This window comes from Desulfosporosinus acidiphilus SJ4 (genome assembly GCF_000255115.2).
Taxonomy (GTDB): Bacteria; Bacillota; Desulfitobacteriia; order Desulfitobacteriales; family Desulfitobacteriaceae; genus Desulfosporosinus; species Desulfosporosinus acidiphilus.
Map to the genome: position 1 here is coordinate 1,207,838 of NC_018068.1, position 24,247 is coordinate 1,232,084.

The 24,247-nt window shown below is 41.5% G+C and carries 22 protein-coding genes; 16 read left to right on the forward strand and 6 right to left on the reverse strand.

The features are described from left to right. Nucleotides 1-3: 3 nt before the first annotated feature. Entirely contained in the window at nt 4-1,236 is a 1,233-nt protein-coding gene (locus DESACI_RS05490) for an MFS transporter (protein WP_014826178.1), read from the reverse strand. A gap of 523 nt (nt 1,237-1,759) precedes the next feature. On the opposite strand from DESACI_RS05490, the gene DESACI_RS05495 reads away from it, so the two are divergent. Beyond that, nucleotides 1,760-2,230: a hypothetical protein gene (locus tag DESACI_RS05495; RefSeq protein WP_014826179.1), complete on the forward strand. Its 471-nt coding sequence runs from the start codon at nt 1,760-1,762 to the stop codon at nt 2,228-2,230. A 253-nt stretch (nt 2,231-2,483) separates the two neighbouring features. Beyond that, complete coding sequence (gene pheA, locus DESACI_RS05500) at nt 2,484-3,320, forward strand: prephenate dehydratase (RefSeq protein ID WP_014826180.1); 837 nt, start codon at nt 2,484-2,486, stop codon at nt 3,318-3,320. 328 nt (nt 3,321-3,648) lie between these two features. Here pheA and DESACI_RS05505 read toward each other — a convergent pair whose 3' ends face one another. Further along, complete coding sequence (locus DESACI_RS05505) at nt 3,649-3,975, reverse strand: helix-turn-helix domain-containing protein (RefSeq protein ID WP_014826181.1); 327 nt, start codon at nt 3,973-3,975, stop codon at nt 3,649-3,651. Between the two features lie 178 nt (nt 3,976-4,153). Between DESACI_RS05505 and DESACI_RS05510 the strand changes: the two genes are divergently transcribed. From DESACI_RS05510 to aguB, 3 genes are all read left to right on the forward strand, one after another. Continuing rightward, nucleotides 4,154-4,576: a response regulator gene (locus DESACI_RS05510; RefSeq protein WP_014826182.1), complete on the forward strand. Its 423-nt coding sequence runs from the start codon at nt 4,154-4,156 to the stop codon at nt 4,574-4,576. A 507-nt stretch (nt 4,577-5,083) separates the two neighbouring features. Further along, a complete protein-coding gene (locus tag DESACI_RS05515; protein WP_014826183.1) occupies nt 5,084-6,127 on the forward strand; it encodes an agmatine deiminase family protein in 1,044 nt (347 codons plus the stop codon). Between the two features lie 13 nt (nt 6,128-6,140). After that, nucleotides 6,141-7,016 (forward strand): N-carbamoylputrescine amidase, encoded by an 876-nt coding sequence (gene aguB / locus DESACI_RS05520; RefSeq protein ID WP_014826184.1) that lies wholly within the window; start codon nt 6,141-6,143, stop codon nt 7,014-7,016. A 279-nt stretch (nt 7,017-7,295) separates the two neighbouring features. Here aguB and DESACI_RS25650 read toward each other — a convergent pair whose 3' ends face one another. The 3 genes from DESACI_RS25650 to DESACI_RS25370 all read right to left on the reverse strand — a co-directional run bounded on the left by DESACI_RS25650 (nt 7,296) and on the right by DESACI_RS25370 (nt 7,984). After that, nucleotides 7,296-7,382, reverse strand: coding sequence for a hypothetical protein (locus DESACI_RS25650; RefSeq protein WP_345788491.1), 87 nt, complete (start codon nt 7,380-7,382; stop codon nt 7,296-7,298). 70 nt (nt 7,383-7,452) lie between these two features. Continuing rightward, nucleotides 7,453-7,791: a P-II family nitrogen regulator gene (locus DESACI_RS05525; protein WP_014826185.1), complete on the reverse strand. Its 339-nt coding sequence runs from the start codon at nt 7,789-7,791 to the stop codon at nt 7,453-7,455. A gap of 58 nt (nt 7,792-7,849) precedes the next feature. After that, entirely contained in the window at nt 7,850-7,984 is a 135-nt protein-coding gene (locus tag DESACI_RS25370) for a hypothetical protein (protein ID WP_282434154.1), read from the reverse strand. A 470-nt stretch (nt 7,985-8,454) separates the two neighbouring features. On the opposite strand from DESACI_RS25370, the gene DESACI_RS05530 reads away from it, so the two are divergent. The 10 genes from DESACI_RS05530 (at nt 8,455) to DESACI_RS05575 (ending at nt 19,816) form a co-directional block, all read left to right on the forward strand. Next, nucleotides 8,455-9,522 carry a LacI family DNA-binding transcriptional regulator gene (locus tag DESACI_RS05530; RefSeq protein WP_014826186.1) on the forward strand — a complete coding sequence of 356 codons (1,068 nt, stop codon included), beginning with the start codon at nt 8,455-8,457 and terminating at the stop codon, nt 9,520-9,522. Between the two features lie 141 nt (nt 9,523-9,663). Continuing rightward, nucleotides 9,664-10,686, forward strand: coding sequence for a TRAP transporter substrate-binding protein (locus DESACI_RS05535; protein ID WP_174270332.1), 1,023 nt, complete (start codon nt 9,664-9,666; stop codon nt 10,684-10,686). Nucleotides 10,687-10,750: 64 nt separating this feature from the next. Next, a complete protein-coding gene (locus DESACI_RS05540; RefSeq protein ID WP_014826188.1) occupies nt 10,751-11,239 on the forward strand; it encodes a TRAP transporter small permease in 489 nt (162 codons plus the stop codon). Next, complete coding sequence (locus tag DESACI_RS05545; RefSeq protein ID WP_014826189.1) at nt 11,236-12,528, forward strand: TRAP transporter large permease; 1,293 nt, start codon at nt 11,236-11,238, stop codon at nt 12,526-12,528. Before DESACI_RS05540 ends, DESACI_RS05545 begins: the two co-directional genes overlap by 4 nt. Nucleotides 12,529-12,628: 100 nt before the next feature. After that, the gene (locus DESACI_RS05550) at nt 12,629-13,699 is read left to right on the forward strand and encodes an oxidoreductase (RefSeq protein WP_427846736.1); all 1,071 of its coding nucleotides are present in this window, start codon (nt 12,629-12,631) and stop codon (nt 13,697-13,699) included. A gap of 96 nt (nt 13,700-13,795) precedes the next feature. Beyond that, complete coding sequence (uxaC, locus tag DESACI_RS05555; RefSeq protein WP_014826191.1) at nt 13,796-15,202, forward strand: glucuronate isomerase; 1,407 nt, start codon at nt 13,796-13,798, stop codon at nt 15,200-15,202. Between the two features lie 27 nt (nt 15,203-15,229). Continuing rightward, the gene (locus DESACI_RS05560; protein WP_014826192.1) at nt 15,230-15,883 is read left to right on the forward strand and encodes a bifunctional 2-keto-4-hydroxyglutarate aldolase/2-keto-3-deoxy-6-phosphogluconate aldolase; all 654 of its coding nucleotides are present in this window, start codon (nt 15,230-15,232) and stop codon (nt 15,881-15,883) included. Nucleotides 15,884-15,885: 2 nt separating this feature from the next. Continuing rightward, on the forward strand, nt 15,886-16,833 hold the full coding sequence (locus DESACI_RS05565) for a sugar kinase (protein ID WP_014826193.1): 948 nt from the start codon (nt 15,886-15,888) through the stop codon (nt 16,831-16,833). Between the two features lie 30 nt (nt 16,834-16,863). Beyond that, nucleotides 16,864-18,312 (forward strand): tagaturonate reductase, encoded by a 1,449-nt coding sequence (locus tag DESACI_RS05570; RefSeq protein WP_014826194.1) that lies wholly within the window; start codon nt 16,864-16,866, stop codon nt 18,310-18,312. A 13-nt stretch (nt 18,313-18,325) separates the two neighbouring features. Next, nucleotides 18,326-19,816, forward strand: a complete 1,491-nt coding sequence (locus DESACI_RS05575) for a UxaA family hydrolase (protein ID WP_014826195.1) — start codon at nt 18,326-18,328, stop codon at nt 19,814-19,816. A gap of 237 nt (nt 19,817-20,053) precedes the next feature. Here DESACI_RS05575 and DESACI_RS05580 read toward each other — a convergent pair whose 3' ends face one another. After that, entirely contained in the window at nt 20,054-23,287 is a 3,234-nt protein-coding gene (locus tag DESACI_RS05580) for a DEAD/DEAH box helicase (protein ID WP_014826196.1), read from the reverse strand. A 329-nt stretch (nt 23,288-23,616) separates the two neighbouring features. On the opposite strand from DESACI_RS05580, the gene DESACI_RS05585 reads away from it, so the two are divergent. Further along, a complete protein-coding gene (locus DESACI_RS05585; protein WP_014826197.1) occupies nt 23,617-24,204 on the forward strand; it encodes a hypothetical protein in 588 nt (195 codons plus the stop codon). The last annotated feature ends 43 nt before the right edge of the window (nt 24,205-24,247 follow it).

The window sequence follows — 24,247 nt, forward strand, 5'->3', positions numbered from 1 at the left end:
GGTTTAATTATCCTTATTTATATTGTTTTTATTTATATTGTTTTTGCGGCCTATTCCCCAAGTGATTAAACTGGCAAGAATGAGCAGACTGCCGCTGAGGCAAACGCCCTTCCACTGCCAGAGACTCCAAGCATGCATCCCTAGAAAAGACCCAAATGATCCTCCAATAAAGTAACTTACCATATAAATTGTGTTCAGCCTGCTTTTTGCTTCAGGGATCAAAGCATACACCCGTGCTTGATTTGATATTTGAGCACTTTGGATGCCCAGGTCCAACAAGATAACTCCAAGGATTAAGCCCCACAACTGCTGACCTAGAAACCAGAAGATACAATAAGCAAGCAATGTGACTGCTGCGGCTATTCCGACAACAATTCGCGGGCCTTTTTTATCCGCCAAACGTCCGGCAATAGGAGCAAATGAGGCGCCTGCAACTCCGATTAAGCCAAATAGGCCGGCAATTTCGGTGCCATAATAATATGGCGGTTGCTTTATAAAGAAGGCTAAGGTTGTCCAAAAGACACTGAAAGTTCCAAAGAGGAGTCCGCCCATCAGAGAAGCTTCGCGTAACAAAGGCAGTTGGGTGATATATCCTCCTAAGGATTTAAGAGTCTGACCGTAAGATAAACGTGAATTAGATCCGGTCTTTGGCAGAACTCCCCACAGCATTAGAGCTAAAACCAACATCAAACAGGCCGCGATATAAAACATGGTACGCCAGCCCCATATGCTGCCGATGATTCCGCTGATGGTTCGCGCTAAGAGAATTCCAAAAAACAAACCGCTCATGACGATCCCAACGATTCGACCTTGTTGGTTCGGGGCTGCCAGCTGGGCGGCCAGAGGGACTATGATTTGAGGTACGACAGTTGTTGTTCCGACAGCGAAACTGGCGGCTCCTAACATAGTCAAATTATTAGATGAAGCAACAAACAATAGGGAAAGGGTTACTGCGCCCAGTAAGATAACAATTAGAGACTTTTTTTCTTTAATATCTCCTAAAGGGACAAATAAAAAAAGTCCCAAGGCATAGCCTAATTGCGTAAGCATAGAAATGCTTCCAATTTGAGCGGCAGATAAGTGAAAAGTTTGGGCCATGTCCGCTAACAAAGGTTGGTTGTAATATAAGTTGGCAACGGACAATCCGCAACTGACAGCCAGAATTAAAAGAAGGCTGCGTGAAAGTACGGGGAGGTTTGAGCTATTAGAAGAATAAGTGCTGCGGTCGGCGTTCATAATATCCTCTCTTGTTTGCTTTTTTGACTTAAGGGATTGTATTTGATCATTATTTAGTGTACGCGGTATGCGGCCTGAAGGCAAGTTGAAAGATCAATGAGAGAACATCGCTGGAATGGGGACTAAAATAAAACTGCAATATCGAAAGACAATATAATATAAAGAAGTTTAATGCGAAAATTGGAATATTCTCTCGCTAAGATCTAGCATAAGACTCAATTAACCATTGAAATTTATTATATCGGAGTGTTATAATGTGAAAAAATAAATAAATACGAATAATTTAAATATTAATTTTTCTTCGGTACTAACACAGAAAAGTTTTCCAAAATAAAGATAATTCCTCTAGGTAATTGAAGATTTGAATTAGGAGGCGATGTTTCTTAACTGAAAAAAGTCTATCCCCAAATACCGAGTTAGTATTTTAGAAAAAATCGTAATACAAAAAGCATTTTAACTATTATTCGTAATACGAAAAGCATTTCTATGTATAAAAATAACTTATAACAAGGGGTGGGATAGGATGGAAAAGAGAAACATAGTTATTGGCGTTACCCCGGTGGAGTTTGATGGCATGCCTGAGTCATTGCGCGGAAAATATACTCTTGCTGTTGAAGGAGTACGAGATCTTTATAACAAAATGGAAAATGAGTGGCTTGAAGAGCATAACTTAATCTCAGATGCCAAAATTTCAAACAAATGTAACATGCAAAAAGCGATATCCATTTCAATGACTAGCAAATGCGTTTCTCTGGAGGCTTTAAGTATTCTAATGAGAATAGGAAGAAAGCCGGTCTTGGCTTCACTAGCCAAGAAAAGTGAGATACCCCATGTCACTTATCACGTAAAAAATAAAGTATTATTTAGTTATACTCTTCTAATATTTGATACGTTAGAAGATGGAATTAAACTGGCAGAGTATTTCGTTGATCAAGCCAACAATCATTCCAGCGTCATAGAAAGGTGTTCATACGCTGCGACTGGGCTGTTATAAATTCTTATATATTAAATTTTAACAAACGAATCAATTCCACAATGCTCAAAATCGATCCTCCATGGCAAAACACAAATTATTGCTATGGGGGAGATTTTTATTTCTTCGACAGGGAAGAGATAACAATGATATAATTAGTTAACCTTTAGTTAGCACAAGTTCTCTTTGGTGGATGAGGAAGAATTATAATAGAATAGAATAGAATTCTTATATGATCGTCAGTATGTTATACGATTCAGAACAGGGGGGCTTTATGCTTAAAATAGGTTATCTTGGACCGGAAGGAACCTTTACCCAACAGGCTGCTCTGCATTATCTTCATAATAAACAGGAAGCGGATTTAAACGCTATGCCTAATATTCGTGATACTCTTTTAGCAGTGCAGCGCGGTGATTTGGATTTAGCGGTAATTCCCTTTGAAAATTCTATAGAGGGTTCAGTTAATATCGTTTTGGATGTCTTAGCTTGGGAAGTTAACTTGAAGATAATTGACGAACTTATCCTTCGAATTTCTCAAACATTGATGGTTACCCCTGGCGCAAAATGGCAAGATATTACTGAGGTATATACTCATCCCCAATCTGCAGGGCAATGCCGCCTCTTTTTAGATACTCATTTACCCCAGGCAAAATTGTATTTGACCAGCAGTAATGCTGAGGGTGCTCGACAAGCTCAGAGGGCGGGAAGGACTGCAGGAGCCATCGGACCGGAAGCAGCGGCGGATAAATTCGGTCTTCAAGTAGTTCTGCGAGATATTCAAGATAACGATAATAACTTCACTCGCTTTGTGGTGGCGGGCAATGAGACGAGCCGTCTCCCAGCGGCTAGAAATAGGACTTCTATAGTTTTCTCTACGGAACATAAGCCAGGGAGTTTAGCGTGCATCTTGGATATTTTTAATTTATGGGATATTAATATGACAAAAATCGAATCACGCCCCTCACGTGGTCAGCTTGGACGTTACATCTTCTTTATTGACATTGATGGGCATATGTCTGATCCTGACGTCCGCGATGCCTTAACCATGATTCAGCGTAAAACGAATTTCTACAAATTTCTGGGTTCCTATCCTATGGCTGAGATTGATTAAGTGATCTATTCTTAAGAACTATCTGCGAAACCGATCCTAGGGTATGTATTTGAACTCAGGGGCTTTATGTGCAGTCATAAAGCCCCTTATTGTACTATCCTAAAGTATAATTTTCGGTTGTATACTGCAAGAAGGCTCTACGTGCGAGACAGTGTTTTCGTTCAAGCATAAGTGCAGCACATTGGCCCCTGTGCCAGAGCTTAGCGCCAGTCAAGTTCTCTTTACGTACTTAGATAGTAAGGAAGAAAAACAATGGATTCGTTAATAACTGTATAGTAATGATTTGTTTTTTAATTTGATGTTGAATATTGTAATTCACTGCTAATTGTTATTTAAGAGATTCAAAATAGGCGACAGCAACTTCATATAAAAAATTAATCGGGATCGGATCTTTTCCTATCAGAAGAGCATTAAGTTTTTTGAGTATGGGTTCGGTCTCTTCTGAAGAACCAGCAAGCAATACGGTTGGTTCAACATCCAGGGCAGTGCCTATCCTTGCTAAGAGGTCTAATGAAGGAGACCTCAGGCCTCGTTCAAGATAACCGATATATGAAGTGCTGACGTTAACAAGTTCTGCGAGTCTTTCTTGTGTAAGTCCCTTAGTCTGGCGGAATAACTTTATGTTTTTTCCGACAACCTCTTGAATGTTAGACACTCTATCACCTCCTCTTCCAATTTTAAGGTAGTCACTTGAAACATCTTAGCGACTGTGTGTGTGTAATTATATTGAAAATACGTACAAATAGTTATACAATGTGAAAGTAATGTAGTAAAAAATCAAATTTAAGTTAAGTTGTGTAATATAACGGACATTATGTTAAGGAGAGAGAAAATTGTCGCAATATATACTTGTTGTTGACGATCAATTTGCGGTTAGACTTTTTATCCAAAAGGCTTTGGAAGAATCAGGGTATCAGGTGAAGGCGGTGGCAAGCGGTTCAGAGTGTTTGAGTCTTGCAACGTCTGTTCCCAGACCTGCCTTGATTCTTCTGGACCAGAGCATGCCTGGGATGACAGGGCTGCAGGTATTAGCACAACTGGTTCAGGATGAAAGGGCCAAACATATTCCGGTGATTATGATCAGTGCGGAAGATGATTTTGAAGATGCTGCACGAAGTTTAGGTGTCCGTGATCTCTTAAGTAAACCTCTTGATTTAGATTATTTCCTAGAAACTGTTGAGGCAACTTTAAAAAGAGAAAATTTAAGGAATGTAAATGCGAATTGTTTTCCAAATCAGGAGGTAATTGCTGAATAATACTAACATAGATACCAGTAATTTACATAACGAAGAATTTCTTGTATACTTCATGAGCTAAGTATACTTAATAAATATGTCGAAAAAAAGAGAAAAATAGTTTAGAGAAATTGCTGGTTTTTTATTATTTAAATATGAACTAAAAGTTTTCATGCCTTTCGATTCAAACTATTATCCATAAAAATTGCTTTATCTTCTCAGAATGATGAAGTAGAATAAAAGGAATGAACTCATTCAGCTAATGCTGACCTTGGGACTTCGTTGGGGGACTCTAACCCTACTGAAGAAATCGAAGGATTAAGGGACTGTGTAAAAACGTAACCCGAAAAACCCAAAGTGAGTTCAAATAGCCAAAGGCGTTATCATTTCACTTCTAGAGTGGAGTGACAACACCTTTCTTTAATGATAAGGGAAGCAAATGTGGGAATACAATCAGGGCTACAACTTTTGGTACAGCCCCTTGTAGATGGGGATAAAATGCGAATGAACGATATGCGAGGGAATGTAATGTATCCTATAGATTTAAATTACCGTATGCCTGCTGAATGGTCTGAACATAGGCGGACTTTTATTTCTTGGCCTGTTCGCGAATCTATGTGTCATCCGGAGGATTATGAAACCGTGTGCAAGGGCTATTCGGAGATAATTAAAGCTATTGCCGAATTTGAGCCCATATCCGTTATTGCAAACCCCTCTGATTCAAAAACTCTATCTCTAGGTTTTGCCGACGAGAGAATTGAGATCTTAGTAATTGAACACAATGATGCCTGGCTTAGAGATAACGGTCCAACGTTTTTGGTCAATGACTTAGGAAATCTTGCCGGTGTAAATTGGCGGTTTAATGCCTGGGGCGGAAAATACAAACCTTGGGATTTAGATGATCAAGTGGCTGCTAGGCTCTTAGAGTTTTTAGAAGTAAGACGCTTTGATGCTCCTTTTGTAATGGAAGGAGGCTCTTTTCATGTTGATGGAGAAGGTACTCTTTTGACCACCGAAGAGTGTCTTCTTAATCAGAACCGAAATTCAGAACTGACAAAGGAGCAGATTGAAAATAAACTAAAAAGTTATCTGAATGTCCATAAAGTAATCTGGCTGAAAAAGGGATTGGATGGAGACGAGACGGACGGTCATGTGGATAACTTAGCCTGTTTTGCGGCACCAGGCAAAATTCTTTTGCAGCTCTGTAATGATCCTGAGGATGGAAATTATGAGATTACCCAGACAAACTTGAAGTTACTTCAGCGGGAAACCGATGCCCAGGGAAGACCTTTCGAAATTATCCCTATCAAACAGCCTCCAAAAGTAGTCGATCCCAAGACAGGGGGGCGTCTAACTTTAAGCTATCTCAATTTCTATTTTGTGAACGGGGGAATCATTCTCCCGGTTTTTGGCGGTTCGGCAGCTGAGACAGATCATTTAGCGAAATTAACCTTGAGTGAAGTTTTTCCGGAACGGAGGATTCGTACCATTAATGGCATGGCTGTTATCAGTGAAGGCGGCAATGTTCATTGCACCACCCAGCAGATGCCGGTTGGGAATACTGGAATTTAAGAAAGGAATTAATATGAGAACTGTAAAGGTCGCTGCCACCCAAATGAGTTGTTCTGCTGACTTGGCTGAAAATATAGCTAAAGCAGATCGGCTGGTTCGTGAAGCAGCCGGAAAGGGAGCTCAAATTATTTTACTGCAAGAACTCTTTGAAACACCGTATTTTTGCCAAAAGGAGAAAGCGAAGTATTATAGTTATGCCTCAGAATTGGAAGAGAATAAGGCAGTGCTGCATTTTCAAAAGGTTGCTAAAGAGCTTCAGGTAGTCTTGCCCATTAGCTTTTATGAAAAGAAAAACAACGCTCGTTACAATTCTTTGGCTATTATTGACGCTGATGGAGAAATATTAGGAAAGTATCGGAAAAGTCATATACCGGACGGTCCCGGATATGAAGAGAAATTTTACTTTAATCCCGGAGATACGGGGTTTAAAGTGTGGAAGACCCGCTATGCCAGGATCGGGGTTGGGGTGTGTTGGGATCAATGGTATCCCGAAGCAGCGCGCTGTATGGCCATAATGGGTGCTGAACTGTTATTTTACCCCACTGCCATAGGTTCTGAGCCGCAAGATGGTTCTATTGATTCCCGGGATCACTGGCAGGCCTGTATGTTAGGCCATGCTGCAGCTAATTTGGTTCCAGTGATCGCCTCCAATCGGGTTGGAGTTGAAGAAGATGATGATTCCAATATAACTTTCTACGGTTCTTCCTTCATTGCGGGCCCCCAAGGGAATAAGCTTCTTGAAGCCGGCCGTTCAGAGGAGACTGTTCTTGTGACGGAGTTTGATTTAGAATTATTGGAGACGCAGCGATTAGAATGGGGAATCTTCCGCGACAGGCGGCCTGATTTATACAAGATTATCTCATCTTATGATGGGGAGACTATGATTTAAGGGATATTATCCACGGGAGACAAATCGATAGGCACTTCGCTATTTTAAAGAAGCGAAGTGCCTATGTTGTGTTTTAGTGCTCAGTTTTGAGGCTTTCATAGTAAAAGGAAACCCAGAATCGTAACAGCTAGGACAACTAGTGATTTTTCAACAAAGCATAATCCTTAATGGCTTCCAGTTCTTGTAGATTCATGATGCGCGCCGTGGAAAGTTCCGTTACTACCAGTTTTTTGCGGTAAATAATTTTTAGAATTAACATGGTTGCTAGAAAAATAACCGTTATGGGTATGAAAAGATTGCGGCGAAATCTATGAAACTCAACCCGGCTGCACTGCCAATCATAATATTCGGAGGATCACCGATCAAAGTTGCGGTCCCACCTATATTAGAGGCAAGAATTTGACTGATAATGCCGGATCAATTGCTAACTCCATAACTAAATAGCTTTCTCGCCTTTGTCACCGGTACGAATACGAATGACTTCGTCCACGTTTTGGATAAATAGTTTCCCGTCGCCTACCTGACCGGTACGTGCGGTTTTAACAATAATATCAATGACTTCATCTAATTTGTCATCCAATGTGACAATCTCTATTTTTATCTTTGAAAGTAAATGTGAAACTACCTCTTGACCCCGGTAGATTTGTGTATAGCCTTTTTGACGACCAAAACCGAGGACATGAGTTACCGTAATACCTAAAATTCCTGCCGCTGCCAAGGCATCTTTTATCTCATCCAATTTACCCGGTCGGATAATAGCCTCTATTTTCTTCATAGGAAATTCCCCTTTCATTTATGGGTTTCGCCAAACAGTTGTTAGTTAATGCCAGAGACTATTCTCCGGTAGAAGACTGCATGACGAATTCAGGATATGCCAGCATCCCCATTTCCGGAATGTCCAACCCGGCTATTTCGTCTTCAGGTTTTACACGCATACCCTGGGTAGCGTTAAGGATACCGCTAACCATATGAACAGATATTGCGCCGACAGAATCACCTCCTTAAAATAGAAGAAGACACTCGGACATTTTGCCCAAGCGTCTTTGCTTGAATAAATAAGGCGCCCTCGAAATTAATTCGAGAGCGCCTTTGCTCATTACGGTTATTATAAGGAGTTATCTCTCTTGCGTCTAGATGGTTTTGCAAAAAACATTGTATACATTACAGAGTTGGACCCGTAACAATTTCGGTATAAGAGCTAGGAGCTAAGAAGCCTGAGATTCTGTTACGTTAATGCAGCTAAAGAAAATTGTATGATGAATTTGATTTACGGAAACACTGGTATTACCTGCTTTGTAACAGTCAGATAACAGCCGAGTTTATATTATGAAAGCTGAATTGTTTAAAAAATGTATATTGACAAAAATCTTGAGGATTATTATTATGTTGATGTAAACCGGTTTACAAAACTGATTTCTACAAACTATTAAGAATGACAATGACATGGGTGTCATTGAGAGGAGGTGGAATTAAGATTAAGCAAACGAAAACGACCATTGATGAAGTCGCAAGCAAAGCGGGGGTTTCGAAAACAACGATTTCCCGCTATTTAAATGGTCATTTTGAATTTATGTCCGAAGAAACACGTAAACGTATTGAAGAGGTTGTTGAAACATTAGGTTATAGGCCAAATAATTTGGCCAGAGGTTTAAAATCTAACAAGAGTGGATTGATCGGCGCTATAATATCAGACATTACCAATCCTTTTTTTGCAATAGTACTTAAAGGGATTGGCGATTATTGTCAAAGAAAGGGCTATCAAATAATTATTGCCAATACGGACAATGAGCCTGAGCTTGAAAAGAAGTACATTCAATCCTTGATTGATAATCGAATTGAAGGCTTAATCGTCAACAGTACAGGTCAAAATATTGATTATTTGCTTTCCCTTCAAGAACAGGGCTTACCTATTGTTTTGACAGACCGTGCCCTTCCCGAATTGAAGTTTGATACTGTAACGAGTAACAATTTCGAGATGACAACGCAGACTGTTCAATATCTTTTCGACGTTGGCTTCCAACGAGTAGCCTTCTTTACCGAGGAAACTAATTGGAGCAGTTCCCGTCATATCCGACAGAATGCATTTTTGCATGCTTATCAATTGTCTAAAAAGGTTGATGCTCATGACCTTGTCTATATCATAGATAACAGCAATCCAAAATCCATTGTGGATGCCCTGCAACGCTTTCGCTTGACAGGTGAAACAAACAAACAAGCAGTTATGGCTGTCAATGGCGTAACCTTGCTCAATCTTCTCCAAGAAATTCGTAAATTAAATTTAACCATGCCAGAGGATTTGGGTGTTTGCGGTTATGATGATATGGGGTGGGCAACACTAATTCCTCCTGGAATAACAGCGATTTCTCAGCCTTCTTACATGATTGGAGTTGAGAGCGCTAAAATGCTGATCACTCGAATTATGGGTAAACGACGTAAGGCCAAACCGAAATTGCTGGAATTACCTTCGGAATTGATTTTACGGGGATCAACAAGCTTGCTAAGATAAAAATTATTCCCCCACAAATGTGGTAATAATTTTTTACGCTTTTAGAAACCGATTAACAAAACCGTTACCTAAAGTGTTATTAATTTCATTTTTTTGGGAAATATAAAGATACAAACGTTTGAGGAGGAAATAATAGTGAAAATGAAAAAAGCTAAACGATTGGCAATTGTTGGATTGACGGTTGCGGCTATGTTAACTCTTACAGCCTGTGGCACCTCAACGGGTCAAAATACCGGCAGCACTGGGAGTGCTTCAAGCGGCGCTCATCTTACCTTGCGTTTAGCGGATGACCAGCCCACCAATTATCCGACAGTTGTTGGGGATCAAAAGTTTGCAGATCTCGTTAAGCAACGCAGTAATGGCCGGATTACGGTTACAGTTTATCCTAATGCCCAGTTAGGTGACGAGGCTACAGTCGCTGAACAAGTTCAACTTGGGGCTATCGATTTTGCTCGGATCAATGCTTCACCTTTGGCCAGCTTTGATAAACAGCTTAATGTTTTAAATTTACCCTATCTTTTTAACTCCAGTCAGCAAATGTGGAATGTCCTTAATGGACCCATTGGAGATCAAATCCTTTCTACGTTAACTACGGCCAAAATGGTTGGTTTAACCTATTATGACTCTGGAGCCAGAAGCTTCTATAATTCCAAACATGCGGTAGTTCATCCCAGTGATTTAAAAGGCATGAAGATTCGTGTTCAGCAATCTCCCATGTATATTGATCTGGTGAAGGCTCTGGGTGCTTCACCTACCCCGATGGCTTATGGCGATGTTTATGGTGCTCTGCAAACAGGTGTTATCGACGGAGCAGAGAACAACTGGCCAAGTTATTACTCCACTAACCATTATCAAGTCGCCAAATATTTTACGGAAGACGATCACACCCGGACTCCTGAAATCCTCTTAGCCAGCCAAACTTCTTGGAATAAACTTTCAGCGGATGACCAAAAGTTAATTATGCAAGCTGCTAAGGATTCTCAAGCCGCAGAACGTTCCTCCTGGACTCAATTGGAAAACAAAGCTAAAAAAGAAGTTACTGCTCATGGTAATACTATCAGCCAAGTCGATGTTTCAGAATGGCAAAAGGCAGTTCAACCTTTATACGACAAATACGGTTCTGAATTCAAAGATATCATCGCTAAAATCAGAGCTACAAAATAAAAGGTATTGGGTGGCCAGGTGACTGGCCATCCCCCTCTACAGTTCTATATGAAAGGAGTCAGTCATGTCATCCATTAAAAGAACTTTAAAATTCTTCGTCGACGGATTTGATAATGTCGTCGAGTCTATTGGCTCCTATATGATGGCCGTAATGGTTATTATAGTGTTCTGTCAGGTATTTAGTCGTTATGTTTTACGTAACACACCGGCATGGTCCGAAGAAGTAGCGCTTTTGTTTATGACAGCGTATGGTTTCCTCAGCATTGCCACTGGTATTGGTCGGAAAGTTCACTTGAGTATCACTGTTCTCTATGATCACTTTCCGCCCGTTGTTCAAAAGGTTTTGAATATATTATCTGATGTATTAAGTGTACTCTTTGGCCTATTTCTAATGATTGAAGGCTACAAATTTACGGTTCTAACCTGGAGTTCACAGCTTCCTGCTACAGGACTGCCTAACGGAGTTCAATATATGGTGATTCCCTTTACTGGTCTCGTAATTGTCATTGATCGGCTCTTAGGTCCTTTCTTGGATGAAGGAGGCAAAATATGAGTACAGGTATAGCTATTGCATTGTTAATAGGGACTTTTTTAATCTTAAGTTTTTTGCATGTGCCGGTAGCTCTCAGTCTCGCAGTTTCTTCAGTCTTAACGGGTATATATCTAGGCGTTCCTCTGGAAGTTGTGGGTCAGCGTATGTTGACCGGGCTCAATTCAACCTCTATGATGGCCATTCCCTTGTTTATTTTCGCGGGTGAAATTATGGGGGAGGGCGGCATTTCGGAAAGGCTCATTAAACTTTCCAATCTTTTGGTCGGTCGTTTCAGAGGCGGCTTAGCAATAGTGAACGTTCTCTCAACCATGTTTTTTGGAGGAATTACAGGTTCAGCCGTAGCTGATGCTTCATCCATTGGCAGTATTATGATCCCCATGATGAGGATGCGCGGTTATGATGATGATTACGCTGTCAGTGTAACTTGCACTGGTGCTATACAGGGAGTTTTGCTCCCGCCAAGTCATAATATGATTCTATATTCTTTAGTAGCCGGTGGAGTATCCATTGCCGGATTATTTGCGGCTGGATTAATCCCGGGAATCGCCTTGGGTTTATCTCTGATGGTTACCAGTTATGTCATTGCAGTGCGCCGTAATTATCCACGAGGGGATGTCATTCCCAAGAATCAACGCTTGCGTGTTATTGCCGAAGGACTGTTAAGCCTGTCCACAGCGGGAATTATCATGTTAGGAGTTTTGGGCGGCGTTTTTACCGCTAATGAATCCGCAGCAATCGCGGTAGTTTATGCTTTGATTATCGTTACCTTTGTCTTCCGGGAAGTTGGACCTAAAGGTGTCCATAATATTTTAGTCAAGACTTTCCGCAAACTTTCGGTGGTACTGTTTTTGATTTCTGCATCCTCTGCATTTTCTTGGTTTCTTTCCTATCTTCATATTCCTGATGCAGTCATGAGTTTTATCACTGGGTTATCCAGTAACCCTCATGTGGTTATTCTATTGATCGATCTTATCTTACTTGCTTTTGCTTTAATTATGGATATGGCACCATTAATTTTGGTAGCTACCCCAATTCTTCTCCCCATTGCTCAAAAGGTTGGCGTCGATCCAATCCAATTTGGTGTTATGATGATGTTAGCTTTAGGAATGGGCCTTTTGCTGCCGCCAATCGGAGCTGCCATTTATGTAGGCTGTTCCATGGGCAATTTGAAACTTGAACAGGCCTTTAAAGCCATGTTGCCCTTTTTGGCAGTTATGTTTTGTATGTTAATGTTATTATCCTATGTGCCAGCAATTTCTTTAACGTTACCCAAAATTTTAGTTCACTGACGAGGGAAACTTTGAATGCATGTTGGGTGGCCATTTTTAAAATGGTCACCCGATTACTTATAACGCAGTTTTGAAAAAATTATAAAAATTAATAATGGTGGTGAATAATTTGAGCAAACTAATTGAAGTTGGCTTAGTGGGTTATGGAATGGCAGGACAGGCGTTTCATGCCCCGATTATTTCTTCTGTTAATGGCTTAAATTTAAAAACGGTGGTTGAGCGTCATGAGCAAAAAGCTAAGGATCGTTATCCTTGGATTTCTTCGGTAAAGAGTGTTGAAGAACTTTTAGCAGATCCTGAGCTTGAACTTGTCGTTATTGCTACCCCTAATGCAACACACTTTGATTATGCCCGGCTGGCCTTAGAAGCAGGAAAACATGTCGTCGTAGACAAACCCTTTACTGCAACGTCTGCTGAAGCTAAGGCTTTGATCAAGCTGGCTCAGGAAAAAAACTGTCTGCTTAGTGTCTTTCAAAATCGACGCTGGGATGGCGATTTTCAAACAGTGCGTCAGCTGATAGAGCAGGGGCTGCTGGGGCGGATCGTCGAAGTTGAAGTTCATTATGACCGATATATTAACTATTTGCGGCCTAATACCTGGAAAGAGGAAGAGAACCCCGCTGCAGGTATTGTTTTTGATTTAGGTTCACATCTCATTGATCAGGCCCAAGTTCTTTTTGGCTTGCCAAAGTCTGTAACCGCAGATATTCGGCGACAAAGAGAGGAAAGCCAAATTGATGATGCCTTCGAGTTAATCTTAAATTACGAGAAGGGAATTAAGGTTACCTTAAAGGCCGGCATGATAGTAAGAGAAAAAGGACCCCATTTTATCGTCCACGGTACAAATGGTTCATTTGTAAAATACGGTCTAGATCCACAAGAAGCAGCCTTAAAATTAGGGCTAATGCCTAATGATGATCCTTTGTGGGGACAAGAGCCAACAGAGGATTGGGGTGAGTTAAATACTGAGGCTAATGGTTTGCATTTTATTGGCAAGGTAGAAACCATCAGGGGTGATTATCGAGCTTATTATGAAAATATTGCTGCTGTTCTTAGTCAGGGAAATAAGTTAGCAGTCAAACCCGAAGAGGCCTTGAATACTATTCGCATTATTGAGTTAGCTTTAGACAGTCAAAGACAGCAGCGGACTTTAACCTATTCACCCGGGTGAAAAACATTTGTCGTATAAATTCAGCGGTTATATTTAAACAACAGTAGTAGCAATGAATGGCAGAAAGAACAAATTTACAAAAGGAAGATGGTAACAATGACAACCTTTATGGATGAGAATTTTCTTTTAACTAATGAAACAGCTATCGATTTATATCACAATTATGCCAAAACTATGCCGATCATTGATTACCATTGTCATATTAGCCCGAAAGAAATTTTTGACAACAAACAGTTTAAAAATATTACGGATGCTTGGCTCTATGGAGACCATTATAAATGGCGTGCCATGCGAAGTGTTGGCGTTGATGAAAGATATATTACCGGGGATTCCAGTGACTATGAAAAGTTTATGGCCTGGGCTCAAACCATGCCGAAGCTGCTGGGGAATCCTCTTTATCATTGGACCCATCTGGAATTGCAGCGCTATTTTCAAGTCTATGAAGTTTTAAGCGAAAAGACGGCACCGGCGATTTGGGAAAAGGTAAATTCCTTACTGGCAGGGGAAGGCTTTAGGGTAAGAGACATCATCAGGAAGTCCAATGTCAAGGCGATTTGTACCACGGATGATCCAACAGATTCCCTGGAATATCATCTCAAACTCAAAGACTGTGTCGATTTTGAGGTTAAAGTTTATCCGGCTTTCCGGCCTGATAAGGCTCTTGGCATTGATAAAGAAGGTTTTAAAGATTGGTTGGGTAAGTTAGCCCAGGTATCTGAGGTAACTATCGAAACTTATTCTGAATTTCTCGCGGCCTTAAAAAAACGCCTGGATTTCTTTCATGCTGTCGGCGGAAGAGTAGCGGATCATGCTTTAGATTATGTTCCTTTCCAAGAGACCTCTGAGACAGAAGTCCGTGAAATATTTGCTAAAGCGCTCCAGGGCCAAGCAATTAGTTTTGAGGAAGAACAAAAATTCAGAACTCATACCTTGCAATTCTTAGGTCAAAAGTACACGGAACTCGGTTGGACCATGCAGCTTCATATAAATGCCTATCGCAATAACAACTCTCGCATGCTTAAGCTGTTGGGGCCTGATACAGGTTTTGATTCTGTTAATGACAGTAAAGTTGCTTATCCTCTTTCTCGACTGTTAGACTCCTTAGAGGCCCAAAATGCCCTGCCGAAAACTATTCTCTACAGCTTAAATCCTAATGATTTCTATGGTTTAGCTACTTTGATGGGATGTTTCCAAGGCAGTGGCATTGCCGGCAAGATACAGTTGGGAGCAGCTTGGTGGTTTATTGATCACAAAGAGGGTATGTTGGAACAAATGAAGACTTTGGCCAATTTAGGAGCCCTGGGTACCTTTGTGGGCATGTTGACAGATTCCCGCAGTTTCTTGTCTTATACGAGGCATGAGTATTTTAGAAGAATACTTTGCCAAATGCTTGGAGTGTGGGTTGAAAACGGTGAGGCTCCTAAGGATCGAGAGCTTCTCGGTACTTATGTTGAAAATATCAGCTTTAAGAATGCTAAAGAGTACTTTGGCATGAAATTTTAAGGTAAGGATTAATTGAGGTGTGCAGTAATGAAGAGACTTAAAATGATCGAAAAGATCCTAGATGCCGGTGTTATCGCTGTTATACGTTCGGAATCTAAGGAAAAAGCCATTCAAGTTGTCGAGGCTGTCAAAAGAGGCGGCATCAGGGGTATTGAATTAACGATGACCGTTCCAGGTGCAGTAGATATTATTAAAGAGCTATGTGAAGCTAATACAGACCATGAGCTGATTATCGGGGCTGGAACGGTCTTAGATACAGAAACTGCCGCAGCCTGTATAAGGGCAGGCGCCGATTTTATAGTAAGTCCCAGCCTGAATCCAGAGGTGCTTAAACTCTGCAACCGCTACCGAGTGGCTGTTATGCCTGGAGTGGTTACGGTTAGAGATGCTGTCGAAGCTTTAGAGTATGGTGTGGAAATTATCAAGGTCTTTCCAGCCAGCTTATTTGGTCCGGGGATTCTCAGCGCCCTCAAGGGGCCTCTGCCACAAGCTAATTTTATGCCAACCGGCGGAGTTACATTGGACAATATTAAGAATTGGGTTAAGGCTGGTGCAGTAGCTGTTGGAATAGGCAGTGAATTGACTAAGGGAGCTAAAACTGGAGATTATGAACTTGTTGAAAAAACGGCAGCCCAGTTTGTCGAGAGGTTTCAAAAGGCCATAGCCGAGGAGAGGAAATAACCATGGACGTCGTCAGTTTTGGAGAATCTTTGGTAGTTTTTAATCCTGACACACCTGGGCCTCTAAGGCAGGTGAATGGTTTTCGCAAATCCTTAGGCGGAGCGGAGTCAAATGTCCTTATCGCCCTTGCCAGATTAGGCCATAAGGTAGGTTGGTTTTCCAAGCTTGGTGACGATGAATTTGGACGCTATATTTTAAATTCCATACGAGCGGAAGGGGTCGACACCTCCCAGGTTAAAATGCTTAAACAAGAGAGTACAGGCCTATTATTTAAGGAAAATTATCAAAGCTCTAACCCTAATGTCATTTATTACCGTAAAAACTCTGCTGCCAGTACTCTTAATATTGATGATATTAATGAAGACTACCTAAAACAAGCGAAAATATTGCACTTTACAGGAATTACTCCGGCTCTTTCCTCAAGTGCCCGCGAAGCTGTTTTTAAAGCCGTTGAAATAGCCAAAACTAATGGAGTTTTAGTGTCCTTTGACCCGAATTTGCGCTTGAAGCTTTGGAGCCTTGATGAAGCAAGAAGTACAATTTTAGAACTCGCTCATTACGCGGACATTATTATGCCTGGTATCGATGAAGCTGAGCTTCTGCTTGGCATAAAGGATGTAGAAGCAATTGCCGATTATTTTATTGCTCAAGGAAGTAAAACAGTCGCAATCAAGCTCGGGAGTGAAGGGTGCTATCTGCGCCAGGAATCCGAATCTCGATATATCCCTGGTTTTAAAGTAGAGAAAGTGATTGATACCGTCGGAGCCGGCGATGGGTTTGCTGCAGGTCTCTTAGCAGGGATTTTGAGAAAGGAAAGCTTGGAGGAAACCGGTAAATATGCCAACGGAATAGGGGCCATGGCTACTCTAGCACAGGGGGATTCCGATGGCTACCCATATTTTGAACAATTATTAGAGTTCATGGGTCGCAAACAACGCATTGAACGATAGCCATAAAGACAAGTAACGGAGGTCTTGAATATGAAATTAAGCAAAGAGAGTTTTCCTGAGTATAAGAAAAATCCGGAAAGAGTTCTTCAGTTCGGGGAAGGGAACTTTTTAAGGGCTTTTGTTGACTGGCAAATTGATATAATGAATAAATCTGTAGGTTTTGGCGGAAGTGTTATTGTAGTTCAACCGATTGAACAGGGGCTTGTTGACAAGTTAAACGACCAGGATGGTTTGTATACCCTCTACCTGCAAGGCATTAAAGAGGGAAAAGCTGTCAAAGAACATTCCGTGATTAACAGTATAAGCCGGGGTATCAATCCCTACACTCAGTATAACGAATATTTGCAAGCAGCTGAAAAACCAGAATTACGCTTTATCATTTCCAATACGACGGAATCAGGGATCGCTTTTGAGGAAAACGATCAATTGACTGACGCTCCTCAGAAAAGTTATCCAGGGAAGTTAACGGCCTTTTTATATCATAGGTTTAGGACTTTTGGTGGTGACAAGAATAGAGGGCTGATCATCATACCATGCGAATTGATCGACCGAAATGGTGAAAAACTTAAGGAAATTGTCCTAAAGTATGTTGAGTTCTGGAAACTTGGGGAAGAGTTTAAGACCTGGCTGGAAAATTCCAATACCTTCTGCTGTTCTCTCGTCGATCGAATTGTCACCGGCTACCCAAGGGATACGATTAAGGAGATCACAGAAGAACTGGGTTATGAGGACAATTTAGTTGTGGTCGGCGAGCAATTTCATCTCTGGGTTATTGAAGGCCCAGAGTGGGTGAAGAAAGAATTCCCGGCGGAAGAGGCGGGACTTAACGTTAAGTTTGTCAGTGACATGACTCCTTACAGAACGAGAAAAGTAAGAATTTTAAACGGAGCCCACACTTCCTTAGTTCCGGTAGCTTATCTTTATGGCCTTGATACCGTCGGGCAATCTGTTGAAGATCCAATCATTGGTCAATTTATCAAAGACGTTATTTATGAGGAAATTATTCCGACTTTGGATCTGCCTCAAGAAGAGCTAAAATATTTTGCAGGTGCTGTGCTGGAGAGATTTGCTAATCCTTTCGTCCAACACTATTTGCTCAGTATTGCTTTAAACTCAATGTCTAAATTCGAGACCAGGGTATTACCGACGCTCTTGGAATATGTCAAGAGAAATCAGCAGCTGCCGAGAAGAATTGTCTTTTCCCTGGCTGCGTTAATAGAATTCTATAAGGGCAAACGAGGGGAAGAAGCGATTAAACTAGCTGATGATGCAGATATTCTGGAGCTCTACCAGGAAGCCTGGCAGAAGTATGAGGGTTCTGAGGCGGCTCTTAGTGAGCTGGTCCGCACCATTCTTGGTTACCAAAAGAACTGGAAGATGGACTTAAATGAAGTAGCGGGGCTAACTGAAGCAGTTACCAAGGATTTGGCAGCCATTGAAAAGCTTGGCATGCAAGAAGCCGTTAAAAATTTACTGTAAGAGTGGATTAATTATGAAAAAGGATTTAATGAAGATTCATCAAGCCGATAATGTCGCTATTGCCTTACGAAAATTGAATAATGGTGACGTTGTTGATCTGGACGGCCAAGCCATTCCTATTCATGCAGATATAAACCGGGGGCATAAAGTTGCTGTTCAAGATATTAAACAGGGCGAAAATGTCGTGAAATACGGTTTCCCCATAGGCCATGCTTTACAGGATATTTCTGTGGGTGATCATGTTCATACTCATAACCTCAAAACAAATTTAGAAGGTATCAGTGAGTATTCCTATCAGCCCCAATGGATTCAGCAGAAAGACCTTCAGCGTAATTTGAACTTCCAAGGCTATCGCAGAGAGGATGGCCGGGTAGGAATAAGGAATGAGCTATGGATTGTTCCCACGGTGGGCTGTGTCAATGGAACGGCAGAACAGATTATTGAGCGTTTTAAAGAAGAAGTGAAGGATGCTGCCGTCGACAATATTATGGTTCTCAAGCATAATTATGGTTGTTCTCAGCTGGGCGATGATCATCTCAATACACGGACGATCTTAGGCGACGTAGTGAAACATCCCAATGCCGGAGGGGTTTTGGTTTTAGGATTGGGCTGTGAAAATAACACCATGCCCGAATTTATAAAATCCTTAGGGGATTATAATCAACAGAGAATTAAGTATTTGGTTTCTCAGGAAGTGTCGGATGAAGTGGCCGAAGGGGTCAACATTCTGAAACAACTGTATAAGCAGATGATCAAAGATCAGCGGGAGGAGATACCTCTTTCTGAGCTTAAGGTAGGGCTAAAATGCGGAGCCTCCGATGGGTTTTCCGGGATAACAGCTAATCCTCTGCTGGGAAAATTCACGGATTTCTTGGTAGCTCAGGGAGGAACAGCTGTCCTTACTGAAGTTCCGGAAATGTTTGGCGCGGAGACGTTGCTTATGGCGAGGGCTAAGGATAACGAAGTTTTTGCTAAAACGGTGGATTTAATCAATAACTTTAAAGAGTATTTTATTGAATATAAGCAGCCGGTCTATGAAAATCCTTCGCCAGGCAATAAAGCAGGGGGAATTACTACTCTGGAAGACAAGTCCTTGGGCTGTACCCAAAAAGCGGGATCTGCCACTGTTATGGATGTTCTTAAATATGGCGATACTTTGCAAACCAAGGGATTGAATCTCCTCAGTGCACCGGGCAATGATCTAGTAGCTTCCTCAGCCTTGGCCGCGGCAGGCTGTCAGATGGTTCTCTTTACCACAGGACGAGGAACTCCTTTTGGCAGCTTTGTTCCGACCATGAAAATATCTTCCAATAGCCAGATTTATGAGCTTAAGCCCCATTGGATCGATTTCAATGCCGGAAGCCTGATCGAAGATGTCACCCTGGAGAATTTGCTTGAGGATTTTATCAGTTATGTCCTTGAAGTTGCCAGTGGACGCTGGGTTAATAATGAGAAAAATCAATTCAGGGAGTTAGCTATTTTTAAAAAAGGTGTTACGTTGTAACTAAAGCTCCCGAAACTTCATTTACGCTGCCTTTGAAGTGCTGGTTATTTTGGAGAGATAAGTTGGCGCGCTCGCATGTTACGAGCGCGCCAATTATGTTGCAAGGGCTTCAGAAAATCTTGTTTACTTAACTTTAGGATAAAAATCATTAGCAAGAATATAAAAGGATTATAGAATTAGATAGTGTCTTGATAATTGTTTATAATCCCTATTTGCCAGTAACTGTTGTTAATTGACTTAATTTAACTCAAAGAGCTCTTTCAGTTCCTCCTCAGACAATTTGGAGAGAAACGTTTCACCGGGCTGAATCACAGAATCTACAAGGGCCTTTTTTTTCGTTTGCAAAGCACTGATTTTTTCTTCAACAGTGCCCTGGGCAATGAGCCGGATCACCTGAACGGCGTTTTTCTGGCCGATGCGGTGTGCTCTGTCAGTGGCTTGATCTTCTACTGCCGGGTTCCACCAGGGATCATAATGAATCACCATATCGGCACCGACTAAATTAAGACCTGTCCCCCCAGCTTTTAATGAGATTAAGAAGACCTGGCCGGTTCCTGCATTGAAGGAATTGGCCATTTTTAGGCGGTCGGCAGCTTTTGTTATCCCCGAAAGATAGAAATGTTCAATGCCCTGAGTATTTAGGAATTTCTGGATAAGGTCAAGCATCGTTGTGAATTGGGAGAAAAGGAGGATTCGGTGCCCGCTGTCCAGAGCGTCTGTTAAAACCTCTTGTAAGAGAAGCATCTTCCCGCTGTCCCCGTCATAATCTTCGACAAACATGGCTGGGTGGCCGCAAATTTGCCGGAGTCTGGTGAGGACCGCCAGAATCTTAATGTGACTTTTGTTAAACCCTGCTACAGCAAGTTCCTGAGCTAGCTGCCCTTTTGCTTCCTGTAAATAGGCCAGGTATAACTTTTTCTGCCGTTCTGTTAAGGGAGCATAAAGATGGGTTTCGATTTTATCCGGCAATTCTTTGAGAACATCCTTTTTCAGACGGCGTAAGATGAAGGGATTGACATGACGGCTTAACTCCATGAGAGGAATATCTTCACCTTTAGCAATGGGCAGCTCAAATTTTTGGCGAAATTCCTGGTAGCTGAGGAGATAGCCGGGCATTATAAAATTAAAGAGGGACCATAACTCAGAAAGAGAATTTTCGATGGGGGTTCCGGTTAAAGCGAAATATCCTTTGGCTTGAATTTGTTGAACGGATTTTGCATTCAACGTTTGAGCATTTTTAATATGCTGGGCTTCATCGAGAAAACAATATGAAAACATGACATCCCTTAAATTGTCGATCTCGCGGCGAATAATGGGATAGGAAATTACAACAAGGTCCCACTCCCTGATACTTTCTATTTGGGCTTGTCTTTCCTGAGGAGTTCCATCCACAACAAGAATCTTTAAGGAGGGCGTGAATTTCTGAGCTTCTGTTTGCCAGTTATAAATCAAGGAAGTGGGGGCGATGACTAGGGCGGGTTCTGGCGATGAAGGTTTCTCCGATAGTAAAAAGGTAAGAATCTGGAGGGTCTTGCCTAAGCCCATGTCGTCTGCCAATATACCGCCTAGGCCATAGGCCGCTAATGTTTTCAGCCAGCGAAACCCTGTTTTCTGGTAATCTCGTAAAACAGGATTCACTTCCTTGGGAATCTCGTACTCGCCGTCCTGAGGCTCAAGAATGTTTTGAACCAACTGTTTAAAGGCTTTGTTGCGCTGCACACCGGGAAGATTTACCTGGCGAAGAAAACTGTCAAGGTATAAAGCCCGGTATTTTGGCAGACTAATAATTGGTTGGTCCAGATCTTTAACTTTGAGATTTAAATTGTCAAGAAGTTGAGCCACTGAGATTAACTCAGGTTGGCTTAAATCGAGAAAAGAACCGTCACGAAGGCGGTGATATTTTTTCTTTAAATGAAGGGAATGAAATAAATCTGTTAACTCGTCTGCATCAATATCAGTGTATTGGAATGATATTTCAAGGATATCCAGATTCTCATCTAGGCGAACTTGACCCGAAAACGACGGTGCAGAACGAATTTTCAGTTTGAATCGATCAGAATAGTATATTTCGGCTAGGTCTTGCAGCAGGGGAAGTCCTTTGGCAGCAAAATCAAAGATTTTATCATCCTCTGCAAGGTAGATGCTGCCTTTGGAGACAATGAATTCAGCTTGTTCCAGAATGCTTAATATGGTTCGTTCTTGTTCAATAGAACGAACAAGGATGGTGTCCTCGGCATAGTCATAGTTGGTTTCCCGAGTTGAAGTAAAGGGATTTATGGAAACATTTCCGTAATGAAATTCTAAGCGAGCCGTAATTCCCATATCTTCAGATCGGTCGAAGTATATCTTAGCTTGTAATATATCCTGACAAAATTTGTCTTCCAGCAAGGGATCTATGGAGATGGACCCTATTTTTTCGATTAAGGGCAGGGATTCTGAGACAAAAATCTCCCTCTGAGCTGCCGGAATAACAATATCTGTCATAAAATCCTTGTTCAGACTGCCTATAAGAGAAGGAAGCAGGTTCTTTTGGGCAGCAGTTGCCTGATAAATGCTTTGACGATACAAATAGTAACTGCCGTCAGGGGTCAGTTGGAGGGGGATTTCAGATGAACCAAGGGCCAAGGACAGGTCTTTGTCTTGCTGGTTAAGAGAAAATTCCAAGGGTAATCCATCTTTGATGATGTGCATTGTTTGCGGGCGGGAAGTATTTATCTGACAGAGGAATTCTTTGTCTCCCAGAGCATCAAATAATTTAGCCAGATAATAACCGGATAAAGGCATCGATTTCTGCTTTAACAGATTGGTATTGTAATAAAATCCTTGCATCTCATTCAGAGAAGTATGTTGGTCAAACATCTCTTTCAGCATGGATATTAATCCTTGATCTTGCAAATTAAAGGTTTGACGCAGGGGTTCAAAAACAAATTGCTTGCCAAATTCTAAAGGCTCGCCAGTTTTAAGAGAGGAAAGGAACTGCTCAAAGTCTTTAACAATATAGAGACGCTGCAGGCCCACTTTAAGCTGTAAATGTGCAGATACCCTGTAGGTAGTTCCGATCATGAGTTCAGCGTTTAAGGTTAGCTCTTCTAAGTGAAAATCCTGTTGTTGGTGCGAGAAGGTTTGTAAGAATTTCTCAATAACCCGATTCTGAGTGGAAGGTTTTAACCAAGCCGCAGTTTTTTGCTGAACGCTTTTTAAAACCGCTACCACATGTTTACAAGCACCATGATACTCCGTAAAGGCAGGACAGGTACAGTGATAGGAGTGTAGGCTCCCCTCTTCTTCAAACACTAACTGGACTTCATAACGTAAACTGCCGACGACAGAAGCGCAGACAGTGCCATTATCGGGTGTATAGCTAAAATTACGAACCCTATTGGTTAAAAAATAGGATACTCCCCTCCGATAGACACGGTCATTATCAGCCAGATTCATGATTTGTGCTTCCGAAATTGTAATGTGAGGCATGAAAATACTCCTTTAGCGGCATAATTCAACGTTATCAGTTATGCGGTGAACGAGTTAAGAATATCATAGTTGATGTTTTACGTCTAATGAACTTTTGGTTACTAACTTGGTGTCCTTGATCAAGTCCGCGGGGCCGGTACAGCCGTCTCTCCATGCGTCCTTCGTCAGGATCGGTCGAAATAACGATTACAATAGAGTATTGCAGCCGATTTTTAGTGTATCTTGTTAAATCCTCAGGATATTGTCTCGGAGTTCATTGCAGGATAAATGAGTCATGATGTAGAAAAGATAGACAAGCTGGAATACGAAGCTTTGGGGGGAGATGTGCTATGCTTATCACTTGTGACAACAATATGCAAATGGGCTATATTTACCTGATGCCCAGTGAGGCAACTGTTGAGTATACCCTCGAGGAAAGCGACATTGGATTGTATTACGACCTCGAAAGTCTCAGCATACCTAGAATCAAATGGTTGGGTATGGGCCAGATCTTAAGTCAAATGCGATTGTCGGTTAAGACTTATCGGGAAGCTGTCAATAATGTATTCCATTGTGAATATTGGAATGATCTTGACAGTGAAGGTTATATGATGGGGATTGAACTTTATTTAACTGAAGATATTCTGTTGCCCCTTGTGGCCCATCAGGCGTTTAAAGTCTACGATATCCGCTGGCGTAACCAAGATTTCAGAGTCCTTACCCTGGATGCTTATCTTGATGTTTTAAATAAGAACAACGTCATCTATCCCTTAACCCCAGAGAAAGACGCCTTTGTTATTCTTTCCATAGATCCTGCTTCCAAGGTAGCGAGGGTTATGGCCTTAATTTCCGGAAGAGACGATCTTTATCCCGTAGATTATCTGCGGCAGCCGTTGTTTGTTTTGGCTAATTCAAGCCGAAGTTTTGAGAGACAATAATCATTTGGGTTCTTCGTATTCAAAGATAGGATTAGGCCTAGGG

Coding starts and splice junctions, on each gene's coding strand:
- DESACI_RS05490 (WP_014826178.1), bottom strand. CDS start 1,236: ATGAACGCCGACCGCAGCACTTATTCTTCTAATAGCTCAAACCTCCCC.
- DESACI_RS05495 (WP_014826179.1), top strand. CDS start 1,760: ATGGAAAAGAGAAACATAGTTATTGGCGTTACCCCGGTGGAGTTTGAT.
- pheA (WP_014826180.1), top strand. CDS start 2,484: ATGCTTAAAATAGGTTATCTTGGACCGGAAGGAACCTTTACCCAACAG.
- DESACI_RS05515 (WP_014826183.1), top strand. CDS start 5,084: ATGTATCCTATAGATTTAAATTACCGTATGCCTGCTGAATGGTCTGAA.
- aguB (WP_014826184.1), top strand. CDS start 6,141: ATGAGAACTGTAAAGGTCGCTGCCACCCAAATGAGTTGTTCTGCTGAC.
- DESACI_RS05525 (WP_014826185.1), bottom strand. CDS start 7,791: ATGAAGAAAATAGAGGCTATTATCCGACCGGGTAAATTGGATGAGATA.
- DESACI_RS25370 (WP_282434154.1), bottom strand. CDS start 7,984: ATGGTTAGCGGTATCCTTAACGCTACCCAGGGTATGCGTGTAAAACCT.
- DESACI_RS05530 (WP_014826186.1), top strand. CDS start 8,455: ATGACATGGGTGTCATTGAGAGGAGGTGGAATTAAGATTAAGCAAACG.
- DESACI_RS05535 (WP_174270332.1), top strand. CDS start 9,664: ATGAAAAAAGCTAAACGATTGGCAATTGTTGGATTGACGGTTGCGGCT.
- DESACI_RS05540 (WP_014826188.1), top strand. CDS start 10,751: ATGTCATCCATTAAAAGAACTTTAAAATTCTTCGTCGACGGATTTGAT.
- DESACI_RS05545 (WP_014826189.1), top strand. CDS start 11,236: ATGAGTACAGGTATAGCTATTGCATTGTTAATAGGGACTTTTTTAATC.
- uxaC (WP_014826191.1), top strand. CDS start 13,796: ATGACAACCTTTATGGATGAGAATTTTCTTTTAACTAATGAAACAGCT.
- DESACI_RS05560 (WP_014826192.1), top strand. CDS start 15,230: ATGAAGAGACTTAAAATGATCGAAAAGATCCTAGATGCCGGTGTTATC.
- DESACI_RS05565 (WP_014826193.1), top strand. CDS start 15,886: ATGGACGTCGTCAGTTTTGGAGAATCTTTGGTAGTTTTTAATCCTGAC.
- DESACI_RS05570 (WP_014826194.1), top strand. CDS start 16,864: ATGAAATTAAGCAAAGAGAGTTTTCCTGAGTATAAGAAAAATCCGGAA.
- DESACI_RS05575 (WP_014826195.1), top strand. CDS start 18,326: ATGAAAAAGGATTTAATGAAGATTCATCAAGCCGATAATGTCGCTATT.
- DESACI_RS05580 (WP_014826196.1), bottom strand. CDS start 23,287: ATGCCTCACATTACAATTTCGGAAGCACAAATCATGAATCTGGCTGAT.
- DESACI_RS05585 (WP_014826197.1), top strand. CDS start 23,617: ATGCTTATCACTTGTGACAACAATATGCAAATGGGCTATATTTACCTG.